We start from the raw sequence: 21,843 nt of genomic DNA, 5'->3' as shown, positions 1-21,843 counted from the left end.
TGCCGTCCTTAACGACCACGTTTTACATCGCTTTGCCAAGATGGGGCGGAACCGCTAAGGAGCGCGTTTACACAAACAGGCAGGGAGGCTCGTCTTGGCGCGAGCACGGCGGATGGGCCGCAAGGCCGCGGCAAAATCGGGCTCCGCGCAGGTCAAGGACACCGGCGCCGGACGGCAGCGCACGCGCGCGCCATCGCCCGCCGGTCAGACGGCCGAGGCGAAGGCCCCGCGCGTCGAGCCGCCTGCGGTGACCCGGCTGGACCTGCCGGCGCCGACGGGGGAACGGCCGCCGGAATCCGGCCCGCTGATCCTGACGGTAGCGGCGACGCCCGACTATGCGCTGCTGGATTCGGGGCGCGGCGAGAAGCTCGAGCGCTACGGGCCGCTGCTGGTGCGCCGTCCGGAGAACCAGGCGATATGGGAGCCGCGCGATCCGGCTCGGTGGCAGGATGCCGACGCCGAGTTCACCGGCGACACCGACGAAGAAGGCACCGGCCGCTGGCGTTTCCCCAAGGAGCCTCTCGGCGAGACATGGCCGCTGACCTATGACGGGCTGTCCTATCAGGGCCGCTTCACCTCGTTCCGCCATGTCGGCGTGTTTCCCGAGCAGGCGGCCCACTGGTCCTTCGCCGAGGACGCGATCCGAAAAGCCAACCGCGCGCGCCAGACGCCGGTCCGGCTGCTCAACATGTTCGGCTATACCGGCGTCGCCTCGCTGGTGGCGGCCCGGGCCGGGGCCGATGTCACCCATGTCGACGCCTCCAAGAAGGCGATCGGCTGGGCGCGCGAGAACCAGGAGATGGCCGGGCTTGGCGACAAGCCGGTCCGCTGGATCTGCGAGGACGCCGTCCGCTATGCCGAGCGCGAGATCAAGCGCGGCAGCCAGTACGACGCGATCCTGCTCGATCCGCCGAAATTCGGCCGCGGTCCCAAGGGCGAGGTCTGGCAGCTCTTCGAGGATCTGCCATATCTGTTGTCGCTGACCCGGGCGCTGTTGTCCGACAAGCCGCTCTTCGTGATCCTCACCGCCTATTCCATCCGCGCCTCGTTCTATTCCCTGTCGGCGCTGATGGGGGAGACCATGCGCGGTCTCGGCGGCGACCTCGCATCCGGCGAACTCGTCATTCGCGAGGACGGCGCCGAGCCGCGGCTCCTGTCCACATCCCTGTTTTCCCGCTGGAGTGCCCCCGATGTCTGACCGCTCGCGCCCGCCCGAGACCGGTGACGGCCGGCATTTTGCCCCGACCCGCGCCCCCGGTCGGGTCAAGGAGGTGTCCAGCGTCTCCAACCCCATCGTCAAGGACATCCGGGCGCTGGCCCAGAAGCGCCATCGCGACGAGACCGGCCTGTTCCTCGCCGAAGGGCTGAAGCTCGTCGGCGACGCGCTCGACGCGGGCTGGGAGATCCAGACGCTGGTCATCGCCCGTGCCGCCGCCGGGCACGAATTCCTGGAGAAGACCGCCGCGCGGACCGTATCGCTGGGCGGCGACGTCCTTGAAGCCAACGCCAAGGTGCTGGAGGCGATCACCCGCCGCGACAACCCGCAGAATGCCGTCGGCGTGTTCCGTCGCCGGCTGACGCCGCTGGCCAAGCTCGACGTGTCGGGCCGCAATGTCATCGTCGCGCTCGACCGCGTCCGCGATCCGGGCAATCTCGGCACGGTCCTCAGAACCGCCGATGCCGCGGGGGCGTCGGGCGTGGTCCTGATCGGCGAGACGGTCGATCCGTTCTCGCTGGAGACCGTGCGGGCGACCATGGGCTCGATCTTCGCCGTGCCGCTGGCCAAGGCGAGCGAGGCCGAGTTCCTGGAATGGCGCAAGGGCTTTTCCGGCCTCGTCGCCGGCACCCACATGGAGGGCGCCGTCGACTACCGCAAACCCGAATACGGCGCCCAGCCGACGATCCTGCTGATGGGCAACGAGCAGGCCGGCCTGACGCCGTCGCTCGCGCGCAGCTGCGACGTGCTGGTGCGCATTCCCCAGTCCGGCCGCGCCGACAGCCTCAATCTGGCGGTTGCGACGGGCGTGATGCTGTTCGAGGCACGGCGTGGAGCGCTGACGCTGTGAGCCGCAACCTCGTTCTGTTCAACATCCTGATCGTCGTGCTGGCCGTCATGGCGGACCAGATGATCAAGGCGCTCGTGGTCGCCAAGATGGCCCTCGGCGAGGCGATCGAGCTGCTGCCGTTCCTGGCGATCTACCACGCCCGCAACGATGGCATCGCCTTCTCGATGTTCTCCGGGGTGGGCGATGTCGGGCTCGCCGCTCTGGCCGGCGTGGTTCTGGTCGTGGTGATGATCCTCTGGATCAAAACCCCGGCGGACCGGCGGCTGACCCATTTCGGCCTCGCCATCATCGTCGGCGGCGCGATCGGCAATCTCATCGACCGCGTCCTGCTCGGCTATGTGGTCGACTACGTCTATTTCCACACGCCGGTCTGGGCCTTCGCCATCTTCAACCTGGCGGATGCCTGCATCACCGTCGGCGCGATGGTCATCCTCTTCGACGAGTTCGTGCTGCAGCCGCGCCGCGATCGAGCGAAGGCCGGGACGGACGGCGCCGCCGATTGACAACCCCGACGTGCGCCCTTTGTCAAATAAGGCAGGGCGAGCGATCACAGGGAACGGAAAGAGCGCAGGATGAGCGAGACATTCCGGGCGATCCGCGTATCGCGGGACGAGGCAAAGACGCAGTCGGTCGATATCGTCGAGATGTCGATGGACGAACTGATGGACGGCGACGTGGACGTAGCGGTCGAGGCCACGACGGTCAACTACAAGGACGGGCTGGCGATCACCGGCCAGGGCCCGGTGGTCCGCCGCTGGCCCCTGATCCCCGGGATAGACCTCGCCGGGACCGTGCTGCGCTCCACCCATGCCGACTGGAAGGAGGGCGACAAGGTCGTCCTCAATGGCTGGGGTGTCGGCGAAACCCATCACGGCGCCTTTGCCGGGCGGGCACGGTTGAACGGCGACTGGCTGGTGCCGCTGCCCGAGAACTTCTCGGCCAAGGACGCCATGGCGATCGGCACCGCCGGCTACACCGCCATGCTGTCGGTGATGGCGCTGGAGGATGCGGGCCTGCGCCCCGAGGCGGGGCCGGTGATCGTCACCGGTGCCTCCGGGGGTGTCGGCTCGGTCGCGGTCGCGCTGCTGTCGAAGCTCGGCTGGACCGTCATCGCCTCGACCGGTCGCCCGGCCGAAGCCGGCTGGCTGCGCGATCTGGGCGCGAGCGAGATCATTGACCGCGCCGAACTGTCGGAGCCGGGCAAGCCGCTTGCCAAGGAGCGCTGGGCCGGCGGCGTCGATGCGGTCGGCAGCCACACCCTCGCCAACGTCCTGGCGGCGACCCGTTACGGCGGTGTCGTCACCTGTTGCGGCCTCGCCCAGGGAATGGATCTGCCGGCATCGGTGGCGCCCTTCATCCTGCGTGGGGTTTCGCTGCTCGGCATCGATTCCGTCATGGCGCCGAAACCGCGGCGGATGCAGGCCTGGAAGCGGCTGGCCGAGGATCTCGATCCGGCCAAACTGCGAGCGATCGCGACCGACATCGACTTTGATGGTATCGTGGATGCCGCCGGGAAGATCGTCGACGGCCAGATCCGCGGCCGTGTCGTCGTCGACATGAGTTGATAAGAGCCCGCGGCGACGCCATTTTCGCGGATCGCCGCGCCGTTGGGGGGCCCGACGGCAGAGGCAACGGGTGACCGGAACCCGTGCGAATTGTCCCGGGAGGGTGCCTTCGGGCGTCCCTCCAAGGCGCGGGAGAGGTGGCGGGCGAGGGCGCCGGTCATCAAAACGTCGCCGAAGCTTTGTACCGCGTGGATGGCATGGGGATCGAGGGAGAGTTGCGATGACCGTGGACGGGACCCGACATGTATCCGCCGTGACCCCGCGTCCTGCGGCGTTCGATTTCGGCAATGTCGCCCTTCGCTTCGTACCCGCCAAGATGCGCCGGGTGCCGATCAGCTTCGACCCCGCGACCCCGATCCTTGGCCGCATCGGCGAACTCGAGGTGCGGCTCGCGCGCAGCTCGGCCGAGGTCAAGGCGGCGCAGCAGCTGCGCTATCGCGTCTTCTACGAGGAGATGAGCGCCCAGCCGTCGAAATTCCAGAAGATGACGCGCCGCGACAGCGACGGCTTCGATCGCTATTGCGACCATCTCCTGGTGATCGATCACAAGCGCGGCGGCTCCACGACCAACCGGATCGTCGGCACCTACCGCCTGATGCGGGCGGAGATGGCGGAACTCGCCGGTGGTTTCTACACGGCGCAGGAATTCGACATCGCGCCGATGATCGCCCGCCATTCCGGCAAGCGCTTTCTCGAACTCGGACGCTCCTGCGTCCTCAAGGACTATCGCGGCAAGCGCACGGTCGAACTGCTCTGGCAGGGGATCTGGAGCTATGTCCTCGCCCACGACATCGACGTGTTGTTCGGCTGCGCCTCGCTGGCCGGCACCGACACCGAGGCGCTGGCGCTCCCGCTGGCCTTCCTGAAGCAGAACGCCCCGGCCCCGGCCGAATGGGCCGTGCGCGCCCATGCCCACCGCGGCACGTTCTTCCCGGATATGGGCGAGATTGCCGACATGCGATCGGCGCTGGCGCAGATGCCGCCGCTCCTGAAGGGCTATCTCCGCCTCGGGGGCTATATCGGGGAAGGGGCGGTGGTCGACCACCAGTTCGGCACCACCGACGTGCTCGTCGTGTTGCCGCGCGAACGGATCAATCCGCGCTATATCGGCCATTACGGCGCCGATGCGGGCCGCTTCGCCGCCTGAGCGGCTACCCGGGGCCCTCGTGTCTTCCCGCCGCGCATCGGCGGGGGCGCTGCTACTCGCCGATGCGCACGATGCTGCGTGTCTTCAGGTCGACGATGACCGGCTGGCCGGCATAGTAGAAATAGGCAAAGCTCGTATTGCCGTTGGCCTGCTGCAGGTTGACGCTTGCCGGCACCGAATCGCCGAGCGCCGGGGGGCGCTGCATTTGGGCATTGTCCGACGGATGCGACAGCGCGTATTGCAGCACATTGACCTTCTCGTCGCTGCCCTGCGCGGCGGCGCCCAGCGTCATCGCCAGGAGAGCTGCGACTGCGATCTGCATGGTTTTCGGCATGACTCGACTTCCTCAGGCGATGGCCTGCCGGGTACGATCGGCAGGTGAACGGCATTGTCGTGGAGCGGCAGCGCCCGCAGGCGCCGATCCGTTCCCCGTCAGCCGACGGTGACATCTTCGGCCGAGTGGTCTCCGCCTGCAAGATGCCCGAACTAGCATGCCTTCGATGAACGCAGGCTGACAATCCGCAAATGGCCCGAACCGGTCGGCGGTACAACGCACCGACGGGTGAACGCATTGGTGCCGGGGGCGCATCCGGTTCGCCCCCGGCCCGTTGTGTCGATCAGCCGATCGCGTCATAGGCGGCGATGGCCGCCATGTTGACGATGTCGGAGTCGCGGGCACCGAGCGAGACGATCTGCACCGGCCGCTCGAGCCCGACCAGCACCGGTCCTATCACCTTGGAGCCGCCGAGCTCCTGCAGCATCTTCGTGGCGATCGAGGCCGAGTGGAAGGCCGGCATCACGAGGACGTTGGCCGGACCGGACAGGCGGCAGAACGGGTACTGCTCCATGATCTCCGCATTCAGCGCCACGTCGGCGTTCATTTCGCCGTCATACTCGAAGTCGACATTGCGGCTGTCGAGGATGCGGACCGCGTCCTGCACCTTCTGCGCCCGGTCTCCCGGCGGATTGCCGAAGGTCGAATAGGCCAGCATCGCCACCCGCGGCTCGTAGCCCATCTTGCGGGCCATGGCCGCCGCCTCAACGGCGATGTCGGCGAGTTCCTCGGCATTCGGCATGTCGTGCACCGCCGTGTCGGCGACCAGCACGGTGCGCCCGCGGCACAGGGCGATCGAGACGCCGATCATGCAATGGCCCGGCTCGACGTCGAGGACGCGGGTCACGTCCGCAAGCACCGTCTGGTAGTTGCGCGTCACGCCCGAGACCATCGCGTCGGCATCGCCGGTGGCGACCATGGCGCTGGCGAAATGGTTGCGGTCGTTGCGCATCATCCGCACGCAGTCGCGATGCAGATAGCCCTTGCGCTGCAGCCGGCTGTAGAGAAGGTCGGTATAGGCCTCCACCCGGTTGGACAGCCGCGCATTGATGATCTCCAGCCCCGGCCGCTCCAGGTCGATGCCAGCCTCGCGGGCGGTCTCGCGCATCTCGGCCTCGCGGCCGAGCAGGATGGCGGTGCCCAGATTCTGGTTCACATAGGCGAGCGCGGCGCGCATCACCTGCGGCTCCTCGCCCTCGGCGAAGACGACGCGCTTGGGGTCCCTGCGCACGCCGTCATAGATGCGTTGCAGGGTCGAGACGATCGGGTCGCGCCGCGAGCGCAGCTCCTTGTCATAGGCCTCGAAATCGCCGATCGCGCGGCGGGCGACGCCGGTGTCCATGGCGGCCTTCGCCACCGCCTGCGGGATCGCCGAGATCAGCCGCGGATCGAACGGCACCGGGATGATGTAGCGCGGCCCGAATTGCGGGCGCTGGCCGCGATAGGCCGCCACCACGTCGTCCGGCACGTCCTCGCGGGCGAGCGCCGCCAGCGCTTCGGCCGCCGCGACCTTCATCTCCTCGTTGATGGTGGTGGCCCGCACGTCCAGCGCGCCGCGGAAGATGTAGGGAAAGCCGAGGACGTTGTTGACCTGGTTGGGATAGTCCGAGCGGCCCGTCGCCATGATCGCATCGGAGCGGATCTCGGCGACCTCCTCCGGGGTGATCTCCGGATCGGGATTGGCCATGGCGAAGATCACCGGATTCTTGGCCATCGAGGCGACCATTGCCGGCGTCAGCGCGCCCTTGGCCGACAGGCCGAAGACCACGTCGGCGCCGTCCATCGCCTCGGCAAGGGTGCGCAGGTCGGTGTCCACGGCATGGGCCGATTTCCACTGGTTCATGCCGCTCTCGCGGCCGCGATGGATGACGCCCTTGGTGTCGCAGACGATGATGTTGCGGGCGGCAAAGCCCATCGCCTTCAGAAGGTCGATGCAGGCGATCGCCGCCGAGCCGGCGCCGTTGACCACCAGCCGCGTCGAGGTCAGGTCGCGGCCGGTCAGGTGCAGCGCGTTGATGAGGCCGGCGGCGGCGATGATCGCGGTGCCGTGCTGGTCGTCATGGAACACCGGGATGTCCATGAGTTCGCGCAGCCGCTCCTCGATGACGAAGCAGTCGGGTGCCCGGATGTCTTCCAGATTGATCCCGCCGAAGGACGGCCCCAAAAGCCGCACGCAGTTGATGAACTCCTCGACATTCTCCGTGTCGACCTCCAGGTCGATGGAATCGACGTCGGCAAAGCGCTTGAACAGCACGGCCTTGCCTTCCATCACCGGCTTGGAGGCCAGTGCGCCGAGATTGCCGAGGCCGAGAATCGCCGTGCCGTTGGAGATGACGGCGACCATGTTGCCGCGGGCGGTGTAGTCGAAGGCCGTTTCCGGGTCTTCGGCGATCTTGCGGACCGGAACCGCGACGCCGGGCGAATAGGCCAGCGACAGATCGCGCTGGGTCGCCATCGGCTTGGTCGGGTTGATCTCGAGCTTGCCGGGACGGCCTTGCGAGTGGAAGTCCAGGGCTTCCTGGTCGGTCACGGATGGCGGACGCTGGCCCGGTTTATCAAGCATGCTGGTGCCCCTCCCTTTGGGATTGTTGGTGTCTCCTCTTCCATCGCGATACCCGCAAAGCTATGCCAGGGGAAGCTTGGCGGCCGGCGCGGGACGTGTTCCCACGCCCCAGACGGACCCTCCGCCACCGACCGGACGACAAGGACGCAAGAGAACGATCGAAGCGATGACAGCGCAAACGGACGCCGCGGCGACCCCGCCTCCGACGCCGATGATGGCGCAGTACATCGAGATCAAGTCGGCCAATCCCGACTGTCTCCTGTTCTACCGGATGGGGGATTTCTACGAGCTGTTCTTCGACGACGCCGTCGAGGCGTCGCGCGCTCTCGGCATCACGCTGACCAAGCGCGGCAAGCATTTGGGCGACGACATCCCGATGGCCGGCGTCCCGGTGGTGTCGGCCGACGACTATCTCCACAAGCTGATTGCCCTCGGCCACCGGGTCGCCGTCTGCGAACAGGTCGAGGACCCGGCCGAGGCGCGCAAGCGCGGCGCCAAGTCCGTCGTCCGGCGCGACGTGGTGCGGCTGGTCACCCCTGGCACGATCACCGAGGAGACCCTGCTCGAGCCCGGCCGGCCCAATTACCTGATGGCACTGGCGCGGCTTGGCGGCTCCGGACCGGGCGCGACCTTCGCTTTGGCCTGGACGGATCTCTCCACCGGCAGCTTTCGCCTGGCCGAGACCGACATGGCCCGGCTGTCCACGGACATCGCCGCCATCGAGCCGAGCGAACTGGTCGTCGCCGATCCCGTGTTCCACGACGAGGCCCTGCAGCCGCTGCTGCGACGCTTCGGCCGCACGGCCCGGCCCGAGCCCCAGGCGTTGTTCGACGGCGCCACCGCCGAAGAGCGGCTGTGCCGGTTCTTCGGCGTGGCGACGCTGGAAGGCTTCGGTGGTTTCTCACGGGTCGAGCTTGCTGCCGGCGCGGCGCTGATCGCCTATCTCGGCAAGACCCAGCTGGCCGCGCGGCCGGCCATGCAGCGGCCCGAGCGCATCGCGCCCGGCTCGCTCATGCAGATCGATCCGGCGACCCGCGCCTCGCTGGAGCTCACCCGCACCATTTCGGGCAAGCGGCAGGGCAGTCTTCTCGCCACCATCGACCGGACTGTGACCGGGGCCGGCGGGCGGCTTCTCGCCGGGCGCCTGGCCGGGCCGCTGACCGATCCGGCGGCGATCCGCGAGCGCCAGGCTTCGGTGGCGCATTTCATCGCCGACATGACCGCCCGCCAGCGCCTGCGCGCGACATTGGGCGGACTGCCGGACACGGAGCGGGCGCTGTCGCGGCTGTCGCTGGGCCGCGGCGGTCCGCGCGACCTTGCCGCGATCCGCGACGGGCTGGAGGCCGGACTGGCGATCGCCGCCAGCCTCGATGGCGATCTGCCGGCCGAACTCGCCCGTGCCACTGCGGCGCTGGCGGCGCTGCCGCGCCACTGCCTGGAGCCGCTGGCCGCGACGCTGGCCGACGACATGCCGCTGCTCAAGCGCGACGGCGGTTTCGTGCGCGAGGGCGCCATCGCCGAACTCGACGAGGCCCGCGCACTGCGTGAGAATTCCCGCCGGGTGATCGCCGAACTGCAGGGGCGCTACGCCGCCGAGACCGGCGTCCGCAATCTGCGGATCAAGCACAACAACGTGCTCGGCTATTTCGTCGAGGTCAGCGACGGACAGGCGAAGGCCTTCACCGAAGGCGACGGCGTCGCCCGCTTCATTCACCGCCAGACCATGGCCTCCGCCATGCGCTTCACCACGACCGAGCTGTCCGAACTCGAAAGCCGGATCGCGGGCGCGGCCTCCGAGGCGCTGCGCATCGAACTGGCGACCTTCGACCGCCTCGCCGACACCGTCATCGGCTGCGCCGAGGCGATCCAGCGCGGCGCCGAGGCGCTGGCGGTGCTCGACGTCTCCGCGGCTCTCGCGGAGCTTGCGGTTGCCGAAGACTGGACCGCGCCGCTCGTCGACGACAGCCTGGCGTTTCATGTCGAATGCGGCCGGCATCCGGTGGTCGAGGCTGCGCTGAAGGCGGGAAGCGGCGACCCGTTCGTCGCCAATGACTGCGATCTGTCGCCGCCCGATGATGCCGACGCCGGCGCGATCTGGCTGCTGACCGGACCGAACATGGGCGGCAAGTCGACCTTCCTGCGCCAGAACGCCCTCGTGGCCGTTCTCGCCCAGATCGGCTCCTACGTGCCGGCGACCCGGGCCCATATCGGGATCGTCGACCGGTTGTTCAGCCGGGTGGGGGCTTCCGACGATCTCGCCGAAGGGCGCTCGACCTTCATGGTTGAGATGGTCGAGACGGCGGCGATCCTCAACCAGTCCGGCGAACGGGCGCTGGTCATTCTCGACGAGATCGGCCGGGGCACGGCGACCTATGACGGCCTGTCCATCGCCTTCGCCGCCGTCGAGCACCTGCATGAGGTCAATCGCTGCCGGGCGCTCTTCGCCACTCATTTCCACGAGATGACGGCCCTGGCGGCCCGGCTTGGCCGGATGAAGAATGCCACCATGCGGGTGAAGGAGTGGGAAGGGGAGGTCATCTTCCTGCACGAGGTGAAGCCCGGCGTTGCCGACCGCTCCTACGGCATCCAGGTGGCCAAGCTCGCCGGGCTTCCGACGCAGGCGGTGGAGCGGGCACGGCAGGTGCTGATCCAGCTCGAGCGCGGCGAGCAGGGCGAGAAGCGCAGTGCCTTCGTCGACGACCTGCCGCTGTTCTCGGCGGTCGTGCGCCGGAACGAGGCGCCGGAGCGGCCGGCCGATACGGCCCTGCGTGACGCCCTGGCCGAAGTCGACCCGGACAGCCTGTCGCCCCGCGAGGCGCTGGAAGAGCTCTACCGGCTGAAGGGATTGGCGAAGCCGCAAGGCTGAATTCGCCGTTGCATGACAGATTGACGCATGGGGCGGTGGCTCAGGCAGCTCCCGTGCCTCCGGGCGCAGAGCTGCGGGAGACCCCGTGCGCCCCGACCCGGCGGGCGTTTGGCCCGCTGCACCCACCCGTCGCTCATGACAGCCTCGTCTCATCTTCGTGATCCGGGCCCGGGCGGGTCTGTCGATTTATGTGGAACCGGCAGGGATGGGCGCCGTTGTTGTGCCGATCGTGAATTTACCGGCGCCATCGTCGGATGTGTTCACACTGATACTCATACGAAAGGCATTTCTTATGAAGACGACTGCTATCTTTACCGCCGCCCTTCTTGGTACCTCGGTGTTCAGCTTTGGTGCACTGGCGCAGGACGTCACGCCGAAGATCCCCGGTTCGGAAACCGTGATCGAGCAGAACAACGCTGCCGAGCGCAACGACGTCGCCGAGAGCGACGGCATGACCGGCATGGCGCCGGAAGCCAACGACACCCAGGCCACCATTGTGCCGGGTAGCGAGACGCAGTCCGAGACGGCCGAAGCGCAGGAGCGCAACGATGTCGCCGAGGACAACGGCATGACCACGTCGTCCACCACGCCGGAGAACGGCGATGACGTGCTGATCCCGGGTTCGGGCGCGACCTTCTCGCCTGAGGAAGGTGCCAAGACCCAGAAGGGTGAGGCGCTGCAGGACGGCTCGAACACCAACGTCATCAAGTAATCTGCTTCGTCCGCATTTTCGCGGGCAGCACATTGAAAGGGTCGTCCCGAAAGGGGCGACCCTTTTCTGCGTTCTGCATCCTCGTCAGGCAGTTGTTCACACGGGCGTGACAACGATCGGGTTCCATTTAGGCGAACATGATTTTCGACCACGGACTGTTCACAATCTGGCACTTTTGTCGATCGATACAGTGCTTACATCGGGATCAATCGGCGCCACGGGATATTTCATGTATCCGGCGACGCAGAGAATTGAAATCATCTAAGTGAACGGTAATACAATGAAGAATGTAATCGCTATTTCGGCAGCAGTCATCGGTCTTTCGATCGCCGCTCCGGCTGTCGCACAGTCGATCATCCCGGGTTCGGAATTCTACGAGACCCGCAACGAGGAAGCCCAGCGCCAGGTCACCGCTGACGGCGGCGTCGCCGCTGCAACCACGCAGACCGACGCGCGTGCCTATGGCTATGCCCAGGGCAACACGACCGCGGCAACCAACGAGACCTCGGTTGTTCCGGGCAGCGACTTCTATCGCACCGAGGCAAACGAAGCCGAGCGTGGCGCCACCCAGCGCTAATCCGGTATTGCACGGGGCGGAATTCACCTTCCGCCGATCGAGGGTCGTCCCGCGGGGCGGCCCTTTTTTGTGCGCCTGGCCCGGCGGACACTTCCTGGACGTGATGATCTGCCGGCTTTCTCGCTTCGCGCTGGCGAATGGGATATAGCCTGCCGCCGAACGCGAATTCGATCGATCAGGATTGCCGATGACGATGCTGGAGGCCTCCGCCGCCTTGTCGAGCCCCGCTTCCTTGCCCAAGGGGGAAAGCCTTGTCGGCATCCTCGACGTGGATGGCCTGGGCGCGAGGCTGGCCGCGATCGCCGAGGCAGACAGCGCCGGCGGGGCCTCGAACACGGCGCGCAGCGAGGTTCTGGCGCTGGTGCGGGACGTGATCCGCGACGGCCGCGCCACCATCGAGGAAATGCTGTTCGAGGATGGCAGCGGCAGCCTGTGCGCGCGCCGTCTCGCCCGGCTGCAGGACGCGGTGATCCACGCGATCCACGATTACGCCCTGCGCTTCGTCTTCAATGCCTCCAACCTGTCGGCCGGCGAGCGGATGACGGTCCTGGCCGTCGGCGGCTATGGCCGCGGCACCCTGGCGCCCGGCTCCGACATCGATCTCCTTTTTCTCCTCCCCTACAAGCAGTCGGCGCTCGGCGAGCAGGTGGTGGAATATCTCCTGTATCTCCTGTGGGATCTGGGCTTCAAGGTCGGGCATGCGTCCCGCACCGTCGACGAATGCATCAAGCTGGCGCGCGCCGACTTCACCATCCGCACCGCGATCCTCGAACGCTGGCTCATCGCCGGTGACGAAGAGCTTCTGGCCGAGCTCGATACACGCTTCGAGGCCGAAGTGGTGGCCGGGACGAGCGAGGCCTTCATCGCCGCCAAGCTCGAGGAGCGATCCGCGCGCCACGCCAAGACCGGCAACACGCGCTATCTCGTCGAGCCCAACATCAAGGAGGGCAAGGGCGGTCTGCGCGACCTCAACACCCTGTTCTGGATCGCCAAGTACCATTACCGGGTGAACACGACCGAGGCCCTGGTCGAGGCCGGCGTGTTCTCCAGGCGTGAGGCCAAGCTCTTCGCCAAGGCCGAGGATTTCCTCTGGGCCGTGCGCTGTCACATGCATTTCGCGACCGGCAAGGCCGAGGAGCGCCTGTCCTTCGACCTGCAGCCGGAGATCGCCAAGCGGCTCGGCTACAATGCCCATCCGGGCCTGAAGGACGTCGAGCGCTTCATGAAGCACTACTTCCTGATCGCCAAGGATGTCGGCGATCTGACGCGCATCTTCTGCGCGGCGCTGGAAGAGCAGCACGCCAAGGACGCTCCCGGCATCCGCGGCTTCGTGCGCACCCTGCGCGCCCGGGCCAAGAAGATCCCCGGCACGCTCGATTTCCACATCGACAACAACCGCATCAATATCAGCCGTGCGACCGTCTTCCGCGACGATCCGGTCAATCTGATCCGCATCTTCCGCCTCGCCGCGCTGCACGAGCTGGAATACCACCCCGATGCGCTGAAGCTGATCCGCCGGTCCCTGCGCCTGGTCGATGCCGAATTGCGGGACAACCCGGAGGCCAACAGCCTCTTCATTGACGTTCTGACCGATCGCAAGGACCCCGAGCTGCATCTGCGGCGGATGAACGAGGCCGGCGTTCTCGGTCGCTTCATCCCCGATTTCGGCCGGATCGTCGCGATGATGCAGTTCAACATGTACCACCACTACACGGTGGACGAGCACCTGCTGCGGTCGATCTCGACGCTGTCGCGCATCGAGCACGGCGAGCTGGTCGAGGAGGTGCCGCTGTCGAGCGGCTTCATGCCGCTCCAGAAGGACCGGGTGCCGCTCTACCTGGCGCTGCTCCTGCACGACATCGCCAAGGGGCGGCCGGTGGACCATTCCATCGCCGGCGCCGAGATCGCCCGCGAACTGTGCCCGCGCTTCGGGCTCGACGAGCGCGAGACCGATCTCGTCGCATGGCTGGTCGAGGACCATCTCGTCATGTCGATGACGGCGCAGCAGCGCGATCTGACTGACCGCAAGACCATTCTCGACTTCGCCGAACGCGTGCGCACGCTCGACCGCCTGAAGCTCCTGACGATCCTGACCGTCTGCGACATCCGCGCGGTCGGTCCCGGCGTCTGGAACGGCTGGAAGGGCCAGCTCATCCGGACCCTCTACATGGAGACCGAGCCGACCCTGACCGGCGGCTTCACCCAGACCTCGCGCAGCGAGCGCATCGGGCAGGCGCGTGAGCGTCTCGCCGAGCGGCTGGGCGCTTGGCCGGAAGCCGAGCGCACCGGCTATCTCGACCTGCATTATCCGAACTATTTCCTCACCGCGCCGCTGGACGACCAGCTTCGCCATGCCGAGTTCATCCGCGAGTCGCGCGATGCCGGCGCCCTGGCGACGCAGACGCGCACCGACCGGTTCCGCGAAGTGACGGAGATCATGGTGCTGGCGCCCGACCATCCGCGGCTTCTGTCGCTGATCGCCGGGGCCTGCGCCGGCACCGGCGCCAACATCGCCGACGCGCAGATCTTCACAATGTCGGACGGCCGGGCGCTGGACGTGATGCTGCTCAACCGCGAGTTCGAATCCGACGAGGACGAGATCCGCCGCGCCGAGCGCATCTGCGCCAATATCGGCAAGCTGCTGCAGGGCCGCGAGATGCCGGCCAGCCTTCTGGCCAATCGCCGGCCGCCACGCAGTACCGAGCTGTTTGCCGTCAAGCCGCGGGTCAGCGTCGATAACACCCTGTCGAACCAGCTGACCGTCATCGAGGTGGAGGGGCTCGACCGGCCCGGCCTCCTGTCGGACGTCACCGGTGCGATCTCCGACCTCAATCTCGACATCCGCTCGGCCCACATCTCGACCTATGGTGAGAAGGTCGTCGACGTCTTCTACGTGACCGACCTGATCGGCACGAAGATCACCAGCGAGACCCGCATCGAGCGGATCGAGGTCCGGCTGAAGCGCGTCTTCGAGAGCCCGGAGGGCGAGATGTCCTCACCTGTCGTCATGTCCTCGCAGCGCGCATTCGGCATCCCCCATCGATGAGCCTTCTGTCCAAGTTCGCCACGGTCGGCGGGGCGACGCTGGTCTCCCGCATCTTCGGCTTCGGCCGCGAAATGATGATGGCCTCGGCGCTGGGCGTCGGACCGGTGGCCGATGCCTTCAACCTGGCGTTCCGTTTTCCGAACCTGTTCCGCCGGCTCTTTGCCGAAGGCGCGTTCAACGCCGCCTTCATCCCGCTGTTCTCCCGCTCGCTGGAAGAGGAGGGTGAGGAGGGCGCCCGGCGCTTCGCCAACGAGATCTTCTCGACGCTGTTCACCGCGCTCGTCGTCTTGACGGTGCTGGCGCTGGTGTTCATGCCGGTGCTGGTCAAGACGATCATCGCGCCCGGCCTTGCCGTATGCGTCGACGATCCGTCGGCGGGCGGTGACGTGATCTCCTGCGCGGCGCGCTACGACATCACAGTCACCTTCTCGCGCATCATGTTCCCCTATCTCGCCTGCATGTCCCTGATGGCGATGGTTTGCGGCATCCTCAACGCCTTCCGCCGCTTCTTCGCGGCGGCTGCCGCGCCGACGCTGCTCAACTTCATCCTCATCGGTGTCCTGTCCTGGTGCCTGTGGACCGAGGCCGACAAGCCGACCATCGGTTTCCTGATGAGTTGGGGCGTGATGATCGCCGGGCTGGCGCAGCTCGCCATGGTGGTCGTCGCCATGCGCATGGCCGGCTTCGGCGTCGCGCTCAGGCGTCCGCGCTGGACCAAGGGCCTGAAGCGGCTCCTGGTGCTGGCCGGGCCGGCCGCCCTGATCGGCGGCATCACCCAGATCAACCTCTTCGTTGGCCAGGCCATCGCCTCCTTCAAGCCGGGGGCGGTGTCGATCCTGCAATATGCCGACCGGCCCTATCAGCTGCCGCTCGGCATGATCGGCGTGGCGATCGGCGTCGTGCTCCTGCCCGAACTCGCCCGCGCCCTGAAGGCGGGCCATCTGCGTGAGGCCCAGCACACCCAGAACCGCAGCCTGGAATTCGCCCTGTTCCTGACGCTGCCCGCCGCGGTCGCTCTGTTCATCATTCCCGAGCCGATCATCCGGGTGATCTACGAGCGCGGCGCCTTTGATCCGTCGGTGACGCCCGTCGTCGCCTCCGTCCTCGGCCTCTACGCCCTCGGGCTGCCGGCCTTCGTGATGATCAAGGTGTTCTCGCCCGGCTATTTCGCCCGCGAGGACACCAAGACGCCGATGAAGGCGACGCTCGCCTCCGCCGGGGCGAACATCGTCCTGTCGCTGATCCTGTTCTGGCTGATCGCCGAGCGGGGCATCGCGCTGGCGACGACGCTGGCCGGCTGGCTGAATGCCGGCCTGCTGTTTGCCGGCCTCTACCGCAAGGGCCAGTGGCAGATCGACCGCGAACTGTTGAAGCGGACCGCGCTGGTGCTCGTCTGCTCGCTCCTGATGGGCGGCGTCCTGATCCTCGAGATGACCGAGCTCGGCGACTGGCTGCAGCCGTCAAGCGCGCTGACGACGCAGATTCTGGCGATCGGCATCCTCGTCGCCTCCGCGATGGCGATCTATTTCGCCTTGGTGCTGGCAACCGGGGCCGCTGACCGCCGACTGTTCCTCGCCGTTCTGAAGCGCAAGCGACCGCCACCGCCGCCCGCTGCATCCTGAGCCGGGGCAGGGCGCTTGATCGTGCCCGTGCCCTCGGCCATAACGCGCGGCAATTCCCGCCCGCGCTGCCAATTCCGGAGCCGCCGACCATGAGCGTCATCACCCCCCGCGTCTTTTCCGGCGTGCAGCCCACGGGCAATCTGCACCTGGGCAATTATCTCGGCGCGATCCGCAAGTTCGTCGCCCTGCAGGAGAGCCACGACTGCATCTACTGCGTCGTCGACCTGCATTCGATCACGGCCCAGCTCGTGCATGACGACCTGCGGGAGCAGACCCGCTCGATCACCGCAGCCTTCCTCGCCGCCGGCATCGACCCGAAGCAGCACATTGTCTTCAACCAGAGCCGCGTTCCGGGCCATGCCGAGCTCGCCTGGGTGTTCAACTGCGTCGCGCGGATCGGCTGGATGAACCGCATGACGCAGTTCAAGGAAAAGGCCGGCAAGGACCGCGAGAACGCCTCGCTGGGCCTGCTCGCCTATCCGAGCCTCATGGCAGCCGACATCCTGCTCTACCGGGCGACCCACGTCCCCGTCGGCGACGACCAGAAGCAGCATCTGGAACTGACCCGCGACATCGCCGCCAAGTTCAATAACGACTTCTCCGACAAGATCGCCGCCGCCGGGCTCGGGCAGGCGATCCAGATGGGCGACGAGACGGTGAACGGCTATTTCCCGATCACCGAGCCGCTGATCGAGGGGCCGGCGACCCGGGTGATGAGCCTGAAGGACGGCTCCAAGAAGATGTCGAAATCCGATCCGTCGGACCTGTCGCGCATCAACCTGACCGACGACGCCGACGCGATCTCGCGCAAGATCCGCAAGGCGCGCACCGACCCGGACGCCCTGCCGTCCGAGGTCGACGGGCTGACGGGCCGGCCGGAGGCCGACAATCTGATCGGCATCTACGCCGCGCTCGCCGAGCGGTCCAAGGCCGAGATCCTCGCCGAGTTCGGTGGCCGGCAGTTCTCCGAGTTCAAGCCGGCCATGGCCGAGCTGGCGGTGGAGAAGCTCGCCCCGGTCAGCGGCGAGATGCGGCGCCTGCTGGCGGCGCCCGATCACATCGACGCGGTTCTAAAGGATGGCGGCGAGCGCGCCGGCGCCATCGCCGCGACGACGATGAACGACGTCAAGGACATCATCGGCCTGCTGCGGGACTGATTCTGCAACGGTTTATGGCGAGGCGGCGGTGACAGTGCGTCCCGTCACCTTGTCGTGGGGCACCGCCGCTGCCATCTTGCCGCCATGGTATCGAAACGCATCGGTCGGGACGCCGGCGGCAAACGCAAGTTCCTCGCCATTATCGACGACACGCCGGAGTGCATGCGCGCTGCGGCCTATGCGGCGCAGCGCGCCAAGGCGAGCGGCGGCGGCGCCGTGCTCTTGTACGTCATCGAGCCCGGCGACTTCCAGCACTGGCTCGGCGTCGAGAAGATCATGCGCGCCGAGGCCAACGAGGAAGCCGAGGCGCGGCTCGGCAAGGTCGCCGACGAATTGCGCGAGGCGGTCGGCATCGAGCCCGAGGGTGTCGTCCGCGAGGGCACCGTCATCGAGCAGATCCACGCGCTGATCGAGGCGGACCGCGAGATCGCGATCCTGGTGCTGGCGGCCGGCGAGGCCAATGAAGGTCCCGGCCCGCTGGTCTCCGCGGTGGCGGGCAAGGGCGCGGCCTTTCCGATCCCGGTCACCATCGTCCCGGCGACCCTCACCGACGAGGATATCCAGAGCCTCTGCTGACGCGCGGCGACCGACCGTCATGGCAGGCCCTGTCGTCCCGGCGGCAGACCCCTTATGTTGCCCCGATCGTCGTTCTGAGATAAGTTTAGAACGATTCCAGATTATGCGCGACCTTAAGGTCGCAAGAGAGGATGCAAGATGTTCATCCAGACCGAAGTCACCCCGAACCCCGCCACGCTGAAGTTTCTGCCCGGCCGTGTCGTGCTGGAGAGTGGCACCGAAGAGTTCCTGTCGAAGGAAGATGCCGCCAACCGTTCGCCGCTGGCGGCAAGGCTGATGGACGTGCCGGGCGTGACCGGCGTCTTCTTCGGCTATGATTTCGTCACCGTCAGCAAGGACGGCCCGGACTGGCAGCACCTCAAGCCGGCAATTCTTGCCGGCCTGATGGAGCACTTCATGGGCAACGAGCCTGTGATGACAGCGCAGGGCTCCAATGCCGCGATGCCGGACGGCGAAGAGTTCTTCGAGGCTGGCGACGAGGGCACTGTGGCCACCATCAAGGAACTGCTCGAGACCCGTGTCCGCCCGGCGGTTGCGCAGGACGGTGGCGACATCACCTTCCGCGGCTATCGCGACGGCACCGTCTATCTTAACATGCGCGGCGCCTGCGCCGGTTGCCCGTCGTCCACGGCGACCCTGAAGCACGGAATCCAGAACCTGCTGCGCCATTTCGTGCCCGAGGTCGAGGCGGTTGAAGCGGTCGAGGCCGCCTGATGCCGCTGTGCGCCGGGTCTGTCTGAGCCGATGGCCTCACTGCTTCTGGCCGTCGACACCGCCTTTGCGCGGTGCTCGGTGGGGCTCTTCGACATGGATGCCGGCGTCATCCTGGCACGGGACGAGCCGGAGATCGGCAAGGGCCATGCCGAGCAGCTGTTCGGCATCATCGACGATGTCCTGAACGCGGCGGGTGCCGATTACGGCTCGCTGCGCAGGATCGCCGTCACGGTCGGGCCGGGCTCGTTCACCGGCCTCCGGGTCGGTGTGTCGGCGGTGCGCGGTCTGGCGCTGACGCTCGGGGTACCCGCCATCGGCGTCACGACGCTGGAGGTGCTCGCAGCCCCGCATCTTGCCGCCGACCGGGTCGTCCTCAGTGTTCTCGACGCCAAGCGCGGCGAGGTCTATGCAGCCCTCTACGATGCCGACGGCGCCGCGCTGAAGGAGCCAGCGGCACTGGCGCCCGAAGACCTCGTCGGCATCGTCGCGCACGCGCCGGAAGTGGCATCGCTTGCTGTCGTTGGAACCGGTGCCCGGATCGCCTGTCAGGCATTGGCCGGACGCGATGTCGCCATCCTGTCCGAGACGGCCGCACCCGACATTGCGACGCTGTGTCGTCTGGCTGCCGGTCGCGCGACCGGCGAGGCTCCGCGCCCGCTCTATCTGCGGGGTGCCGACGCCAAACCGGCAGCCGCGACCGGACTATTTGCCATTCCCGGCGAAAGCGCTCCGCAAGCCTAGCGGAATAGGGTTAGGATCGAGGGTGGTCGGCTCTGGTCTTCCCGCTGGGCCGAATACACCGATCGTCGGCACGCTGGAGCGAGTGAGGGCTCATGTACTGGTTTCTGCCCTGGGTCTGGACCGTCTCATTTCTCGAAGGCCTCTTCGGTGGCCAGGAAGTGGTCGCTGCGCCGCTGTCCGAGGGGGACATCGACGCCGCGGCCGAGATTCACAGCCAGGCCTTCGATCAGGCATGGACGGGGGATGAACTGGCCGCGATCCTCGCGCAGGACGGCACCTTCGGCGTGGTCGCACGCCGGATCGGCTTGCCCGATGATCCGCCCCTGGGCTTCGTGTTGGCGCGCAACACCGAAGGCGAAGCGGAGATCCTCACCATTGCGGTCGCCAAGCGCGCCCGCGGCGCCGGCGTCGGTCGTCTTCTGATGGACGAGATCCTGCAACTCCTTCACGCTGCCCGGGCCGAATCCCTTTTCCTCGAAGTCGACGAGGAGAATACGGCGGCGCGCAAGCTCTATGGGCGCCTGCGGTTCGAGGAAGTCGGCCGGCGGCCGGCCTATTACGGCCACCCCGAAGGCCACCGGACGAGCGCATTGACGCTGAAGCGGGCGCTCCGCTAGGCGCATGATCATGCAGAGCAAGCAGACGCAGGCGTGCCCGGCCCGGGCGGCGCGGGCATGATCGGAACGCTGCGCGTCGCGGCCGTCAGCGCCATTCTCGTCGCCCTGACCCTGATCCTGTGGCCGGTCCAGGCTGTCGCCATCGCCCGTGGGTGGTCGCTGGCCAGGACCTTGCCGGTGCTGTGGCACCGGATCGCCTGCCGGGTGGCGGGACTGCGGGTCCGCATCGTCGGGCAGCCATGCTCCGATCATCCCTTGCTGATCGCCGCTAACCACCAGTCCTGGTCGGACATCATGGTGCTCGGGAAGGTCATGCCCCTGTCCTTCATCGCCAAGTCGGAGGTCGAGGGCTGGCCTGCCTTCGGGCTTCTGGCAAAGCTGCAGCGCACGGTCTTCGTCGAACGCGGCGCGCGCCACCGCACCGGCCATCAGGCGGGGGCCATCGCCCGGCGGTTGAGCGAAGGCGACGCCATGGTGCTGTTCGCTGAAGGCACGACCTCGGACGGCAACGAGGTGTTGCCGTTCAAGACGGCACTGTTCGGCGCGGCCCAGGCGGCGCTCGTCTCGTCGCATACGGCGCAGGTCCGGGTTCAGCCGGTGGCAATCGCCTATACCCATGCCAATGGCGTGCCGCTGGGCCGGCGGTTCCGCCCGCTCGTGGCCTGGCCGGGGGACGTGGCGCTGGGGCCGCATCTGCTCGGCGTCCTGAAGGAAGGGGCCATCGACGTCGAGATCTCGTTCGGCGAGCCGATCGTCTTCGCCGCCGATTCCAACCGCAAACATGTCGCGCGGGCCGCCGAGGACAGCGTTCGGGCGATGCTGGCGGCGAGCCTTTGCGGCCACAATCTGCCTGCAAAGCAGGCGGCTGTGGTATCGCGACGCGAGCCGACGCTTGCACCGCGTCACGATGCTGTCGATATAGGGGGATAGGTCACTCGTTTCCGGCGGCGCGCGCCGGCAGCACACGAGGGCCGATCAGAAGGGCGCATGACCGACACGACTGCAGCAACACGACCGGACGAGACCGGCATCAATACCCGCAAGGTCTTCATCAAGACCTATGGCTGCCAGATGAACGTCTACGATTCGCAGCGTATGGGCGATGCCTTGGCGCGCGATGGCTACGAGCCGACCGAAGTGATCGAGGACGCCGATCTCGTTCTGCTCAACACCTGCCATATCCGCGAGCGGGCCGCCGAGAAGATCTATTCCGAGCTGGGCCGCATCAAGCTGCTGAAGGCCGAAAAGGCCGAGCGGGGCGTGGAGATGCGCGTGGCCGTGGCCGGCTGCGTCGCCCAGGCAGAGGGCCAGGAGATCATCGACCGCGCGCCGGTCGTCGATCTCGTCATCGGACCGCAGACCTATCACCGGCTGCCCGAGGCGCTGGCCCGGGTCGCGCGCGGCGACAAGGTCGTGGAGACGGACTACGCCGTCGAGGACAAGTTCCGGCATCTGCCAAAGGTGACGGCGCCGCAAATCCGTGCGCGCGGCGTGACGGCCTTCCTCACCGTGCAGGAAGGCTGCGACAAGTTCTGCACCT

18 protein-coding genes and 1 pseudogene are annotated in these 21,843 nt (G+C 67.2%); 17 read left to right on the top strand and 2 right to left on the bottom strand.

From position 1 onward, the window contains the following. The first annotated feature begins 112 nt into the window (after positions 1-112). From ACEQX1_RS10880 to ACEQX1_RS10860, 5 genes are all read left to right on the top strand, one after another. The gene (locus ACEQX1_RS10880) at positions 113-1,198 is read left to right on the top strand and encodes a class I SAM-dependent methyltransferase (protein ID WP_370192489.1); all 1,086 of its coding nucleotides are present in this window, start codon (positions 113-115) and stop codon (positions 1,196-1,198) included. Then, positions 1,191-2,066 carry an RNA methyltransferase gene (locus tag ACEQX1_RS10875; protein WP_024349487.1) on the top strand — a complete coding sequence of 292 codons (876 nt, stop codon included), beginning with the start codon at positions 1,191-1,193 and terminating at the stop codon, positions 2,064-2,066. The genes ACEQX1_RS10880 and ACEQX1_RS10875 overlap by 8 nt, the downstream gene beginning before the upstream one ends. Beyond that, on the top strand, positions 2,063-2,569 hold the full coding sequence (gene lspA / locus ACEQX1_RS10870; RefSeq protein WP_370192482.1) for a signal peptidase II: 507 nt from the start codon (positions 2,063-2,065) through the stop codon (positions 2,567-2,569). Before ACEQX1_RS10875 ends, lspA begins: the two co-directional genes overlap by 4 nt. 69 nt (positions 2,570-2,638) lie before the next feature. Then, positions 2,639-3,631, top strand: a complete 993-nt coding sequence (locus tag ACEQX1_RS10865) for an MDR family oxidoreductase (protein WP_370192484.1) — start codon at positions 2,639-2,641, stop codon at positions 3,629-3,631. Between the two features lie 220 nt (positions 3,632-3,851). Beyond that, the gene (locus ACEQX1_RS10860; RefSeq protein ID WP_024349490.1) at positions 3,852-4,778 is read left to right on the top strand and encodes a GNAT family N-acetyltransferase; all 927 of its coding nucleotides are present in this window, start codon (positions 3,852-3,854) and stop codon (positions 4,776-4,778) included. Positions 4,779-4,830: 52 nt separating this feature from the next. Here the strand turns inward: ACEQX1_RS10860 and ACEQX1_RS10855 are convergent, their stop codons facing one another. Then, positions 4,831-5,112, bottom strand: a complete 282-nt coding sequence (locus ACEQX1_RS10855) for a hypothetical protein (RefSeq protein WP_040325981.1) — start codon at positions 5,110-5,112, stop codon at positions 4,831-4,833. A 283-nt stretch (positions 5,113-5,395) separates the two neighbouring features. Further along, the gene (locus ACEQX1_RS10850; protein ID WP_370196823.1) at positions 5,396-7,675 is read right to left on the bottom strand and encodes an NADP-dependent malic enzyme; all 2,280 of its coding nucleotides are present in this window, start codon (positions 7,673-7,675) and stop codon (positions 5,396-5,398) included. 166 nt (positions 7,676-7,841) lie between these two features. Between ACEQX1_RS10850 and mutS the strand changes: the two genes are divergently transcribed. The 12 genes and pseudogenes from mutS to ACEQX1_RS10790 all read left to right on the top strand — a co-directional run. After that, the gene (gene mutS, locus ACEQX1_RS10845; protein WP_370196822.1) at positions 7,842-10,541 is read left to right on the top strand and encodes a DNA mismatch repair protein MutS; all 2,700 of its coding nucleotides are present in this window, start codon (positions 7,842-7,844) and stop codon (positions 10,539-10,541) included. A gap of 292 nt (positions 10,542-10,833) precedes the next feature. Then, on the top strand, positions 10,834-11,253 hold the full coding sequence (locus ACEQX1_RS10840) for a hypothetical protein (RefSeq protein ID WP_370194532.1): 420 nt from the start codon (positions 10,834-10,836) through the stop codon (positions 11,251-11,253). A gap of 280 nt (positions 11,254-11,533) precedes the next feature. Then, on the top strand, positions 11,534-11,830 hold the full coding sequence (locus ACEQX1_RS10835; protein WP_040325978.1) for a hypothetical protein: 297 nt from the start codon (positions 11,534-11,536) through the stop codon (positions 11,828-11,830). A 187-nt stretch (positions 11,831-12,017) separates the two neighbouring features. Then, positions 12,018-14,876 (top strand): [protein-PII] uridylyltransferase, encoded by a 2,859-nt coding sequence (locus ACEQX1_RS10830; RefSeq protein WP_370194533.1) that lies wholly within the window; start codon positions 12,018-12,020, stop codon positions 14,874-14,876. Continuing rightward, positions 14,873-16,498, top strand: coding sequence for a murein biosynthesis integral membrane protein MurJ (gene murJ / locus ACEQX1_RS10825; RefSeq protein WP_370194534.1), 1,626 nt, complete (start codon positions 14,873-14,875; stop codon positions 16,496-16,498). The genes ACEQX1_RS10830 and murJ overlap by 4 nt, the downstream gene beginning before the upstream one ends. An 89-nt stretch (positions 16,499-16,587) precedes the next feature. Further along, positions 16,588-17,655 (top strand): tryptophan--tRNA ligase, encoded by a 1,068-nt coding sequence (trpS, locus tag ACEQX1_RS10820; RefSeq protein WP_370194535.1) that lies wholly within the window; start codon positions 16,588-16,590, stop codon positions 17,653-17,655. A gap of 84 nt (positions 17,656-17,739) precedes the next feature. Beyond that, positions 17,740-18,231 (top strand): universal stress protein, encoded by a 492-nt coding sequence (locus ACEQX1_RS10815; RefSeq protein WP_024349499.1) that lies wholly within the window; start codon positions 17,740-17,742, stop codon positions 18,229-18,231. Positions 18,232-18,369: 138 nt separating this feature from the next. Next, a complete protein-coding gene (locus tag ACEQX1_RS10810) occupies positions 18,370-18,945 on the top strand; it encodes a NifU family protein (RefSeq protein ID WP_024349500.1) in 576 nt (191 codons plus the stop codon). A gap of 30 nt (positions 18,946-18,975) precedes the next feature. Continuing rightward, positions 18,976-19,686, top strand: a complete 711-nt coding sequence (gene tsaB, locus ACEQX1_RS10805; RefSeq protein ID WP_370194536.1) for a tRNA (adenosine(37)-N6)-threonylcarbamoyltransferase complex dimerization subunit type 1 TsaB — start codon at positions 18,976-18,978, stop codon at positions 19,684-19,686. A 92-nt stretch (positions 19,687-19,778) separates the two neighbouring features. Then, positions 19,779-20,303: a GNAT family N-acetyltransferase gene (locus tag ACEQX1_RS10800; protein ID WP_370194537.1), complete on the top strand. Its 525-nt coding sequence runs from the start codon at positions 19,779-19,781 to the stop codon at positions 20,301-20,303. A gap of 57 nt (positions 20,304-20,360) precedes the next feature. Beyond that, a complete protein-coding gene (locus tag ACEQX1_RS10795) occupies positions 20,361-21,233 on the top strand; it encodes a lysophospholipid acyltransferase family protein (protein ID WP_370194538.1) in 873 nt (290 codons plus the stop codon). Between the two features lie 57 nt (positions 21,234-21,290). Further along, positions 21,291-21,843, top strand: a pseudogene (locus ACEQX1_RS10790) (tRNA (N6-isopentenyl adenosine(37)-C2)-methylthiotransferase MiaB); the annotation flags it as partial.

Source organism: Aurantimonas sp. (assembly GCF_964217435.1).
Classification (GTDB): domain Bacteria; phylum Pseudomonadota; class Alphaproteobacteria; order Rhizobiales; family Rhizobiaceae; genus Aurantimonas; species Aurantimonas coralicida.
This window is presented reverse-complemented; position numbering and strand designations above follow the sequence as displayed.

What these genes read in the sequence shown, in the direction of transcription:
- ACEQX1_RS10880 (WP_370192489.1), top strand. Translation starts at nt 113, where the DNA reads ATGGGCCGCAAGGCCGCGGCAAAATCGGGCTCCGCGCAGGTCAAGGAC.
- ACEQX1_RS10875 (WP_024349487.1), top strand. Translation starts at nt 1,191, where the DNA reads ATGTCTGACCGCTCGCGCCCGCCCGAGACCGGTGACGGCCGGCATTTT.
- ACEQX1_RS10865 (WP_370192484.1), top strand. Translation starts at nt 2,639, where the DNA reads ATGAGCGAGACATTCCGGGCGATCCGCGTATCGCGGGACGAGGCAAAG.
- ACEQX1_RS10860 (WP_024349490.1), top strand. Translation starts at nt 3,852, where the DNA reads ATGACCGTGGACGGGACCCGACATGTATCCGCCGTGACCCCGCGTCCT.
- ACEQX1_RS10855 (WP_040325981.1), bottom strand. Translation starts at nt 5,112, where the DNA reads ATGCCGAAAACCATGCAGATCGCAGTCGCAGCTCTCCTGGCGATGACG.
- ACEQX1_RS10850 (WP_370196823.1), bottom strand. Translation starts at nt 7,675, where the DNA reads ATGCTTGATAAACCGGGCCAGCGTCCGCCATCCGTGACCGACCAGGAA.
- mutS (WP_370196822.1), top strand. Translation starts at nt 7,842, where the DNA reads ATGACAGCGCAAACGGACGCCGCGGCGACCCCGCCTCCGACGCCGATG.
- ACEQX1_RS10840 (WP_370194532.1), top strand. Translation starts at nt 10,834, where the DNA reads ATGAAGACGACTGCTATCTTTACCGCCGCCCTTCTTGGTACCTCGGTG.
- ACEQX1_RS10835 (WP_040325978.1), top strand. Translation starts at nt 11,534, where the DNA reads ATGAAGAATGTAATCGCTATTTCGGCAGCAGTCATCGGTCTTTCGATC.
- ACEQX1_RS10830 (WP_370194533.1), top strand. Translation starts at nt 12,018, where the DNA reads ATGACGATGCTGGAGGCCTCCGCCGCCTTGTCGAGCCCCGCTTCCTTG.
- murJ (WP_370194534.1), top strand. Translation starts at nt 14,873, where the DNA reads ATGAGCCTTCTGTCCAAGTTCGCCACGGTCGGCGGGGCGACGCTGGTC.
- trpS (WP_370194535.1), top strand. Translation starts at nt 16,588, where the DNA reads ATGAGCGTCATCACCCCCCGCGTCTTTTCCGGCGTGCAGCCCACGGGC.
- ACEQX1_RS10815 (WP_024349499.1), top strand. Translation starts at nt 17,740, where the DNA reads ATGGTATCGAAACGCATCGGTCGGGACGCCGGCGGCAAACGCAAGTTC.
- ACEQX1_RS10810 (WP_024349500.1), top strand. Translation starts at nt 18,370, where the DNA reads ATGTTCATCCAGACCGAAGTCACCCCGAACCCCGCCACGCTGAAGTTT.
- tsaB (WP_370194536.1), top strand. Translation starts at nt 18,976, where the DNA reads ATGGCCTCACTGCTTCTGGCCGTCGACACCGCCTTTGCGCGGTGCTCG.
- ACEQX1_RS10800 (WP_370194537.1), top strand. Translation starts at nt 19,779, where the DNA reads ATGTACTGGTTTCTGCCCTGGGTCTGGACCGTCTCATTTCTCGAAGGC.
- ACEQX1_RS10795 (WP_370194538.1), top strand. Translation starts at nt 20,361, where the DNA reads ATGATCGGAACGCTGCGCGTCGCGGCCGTCAGCGCCATTCTCGTCGCC.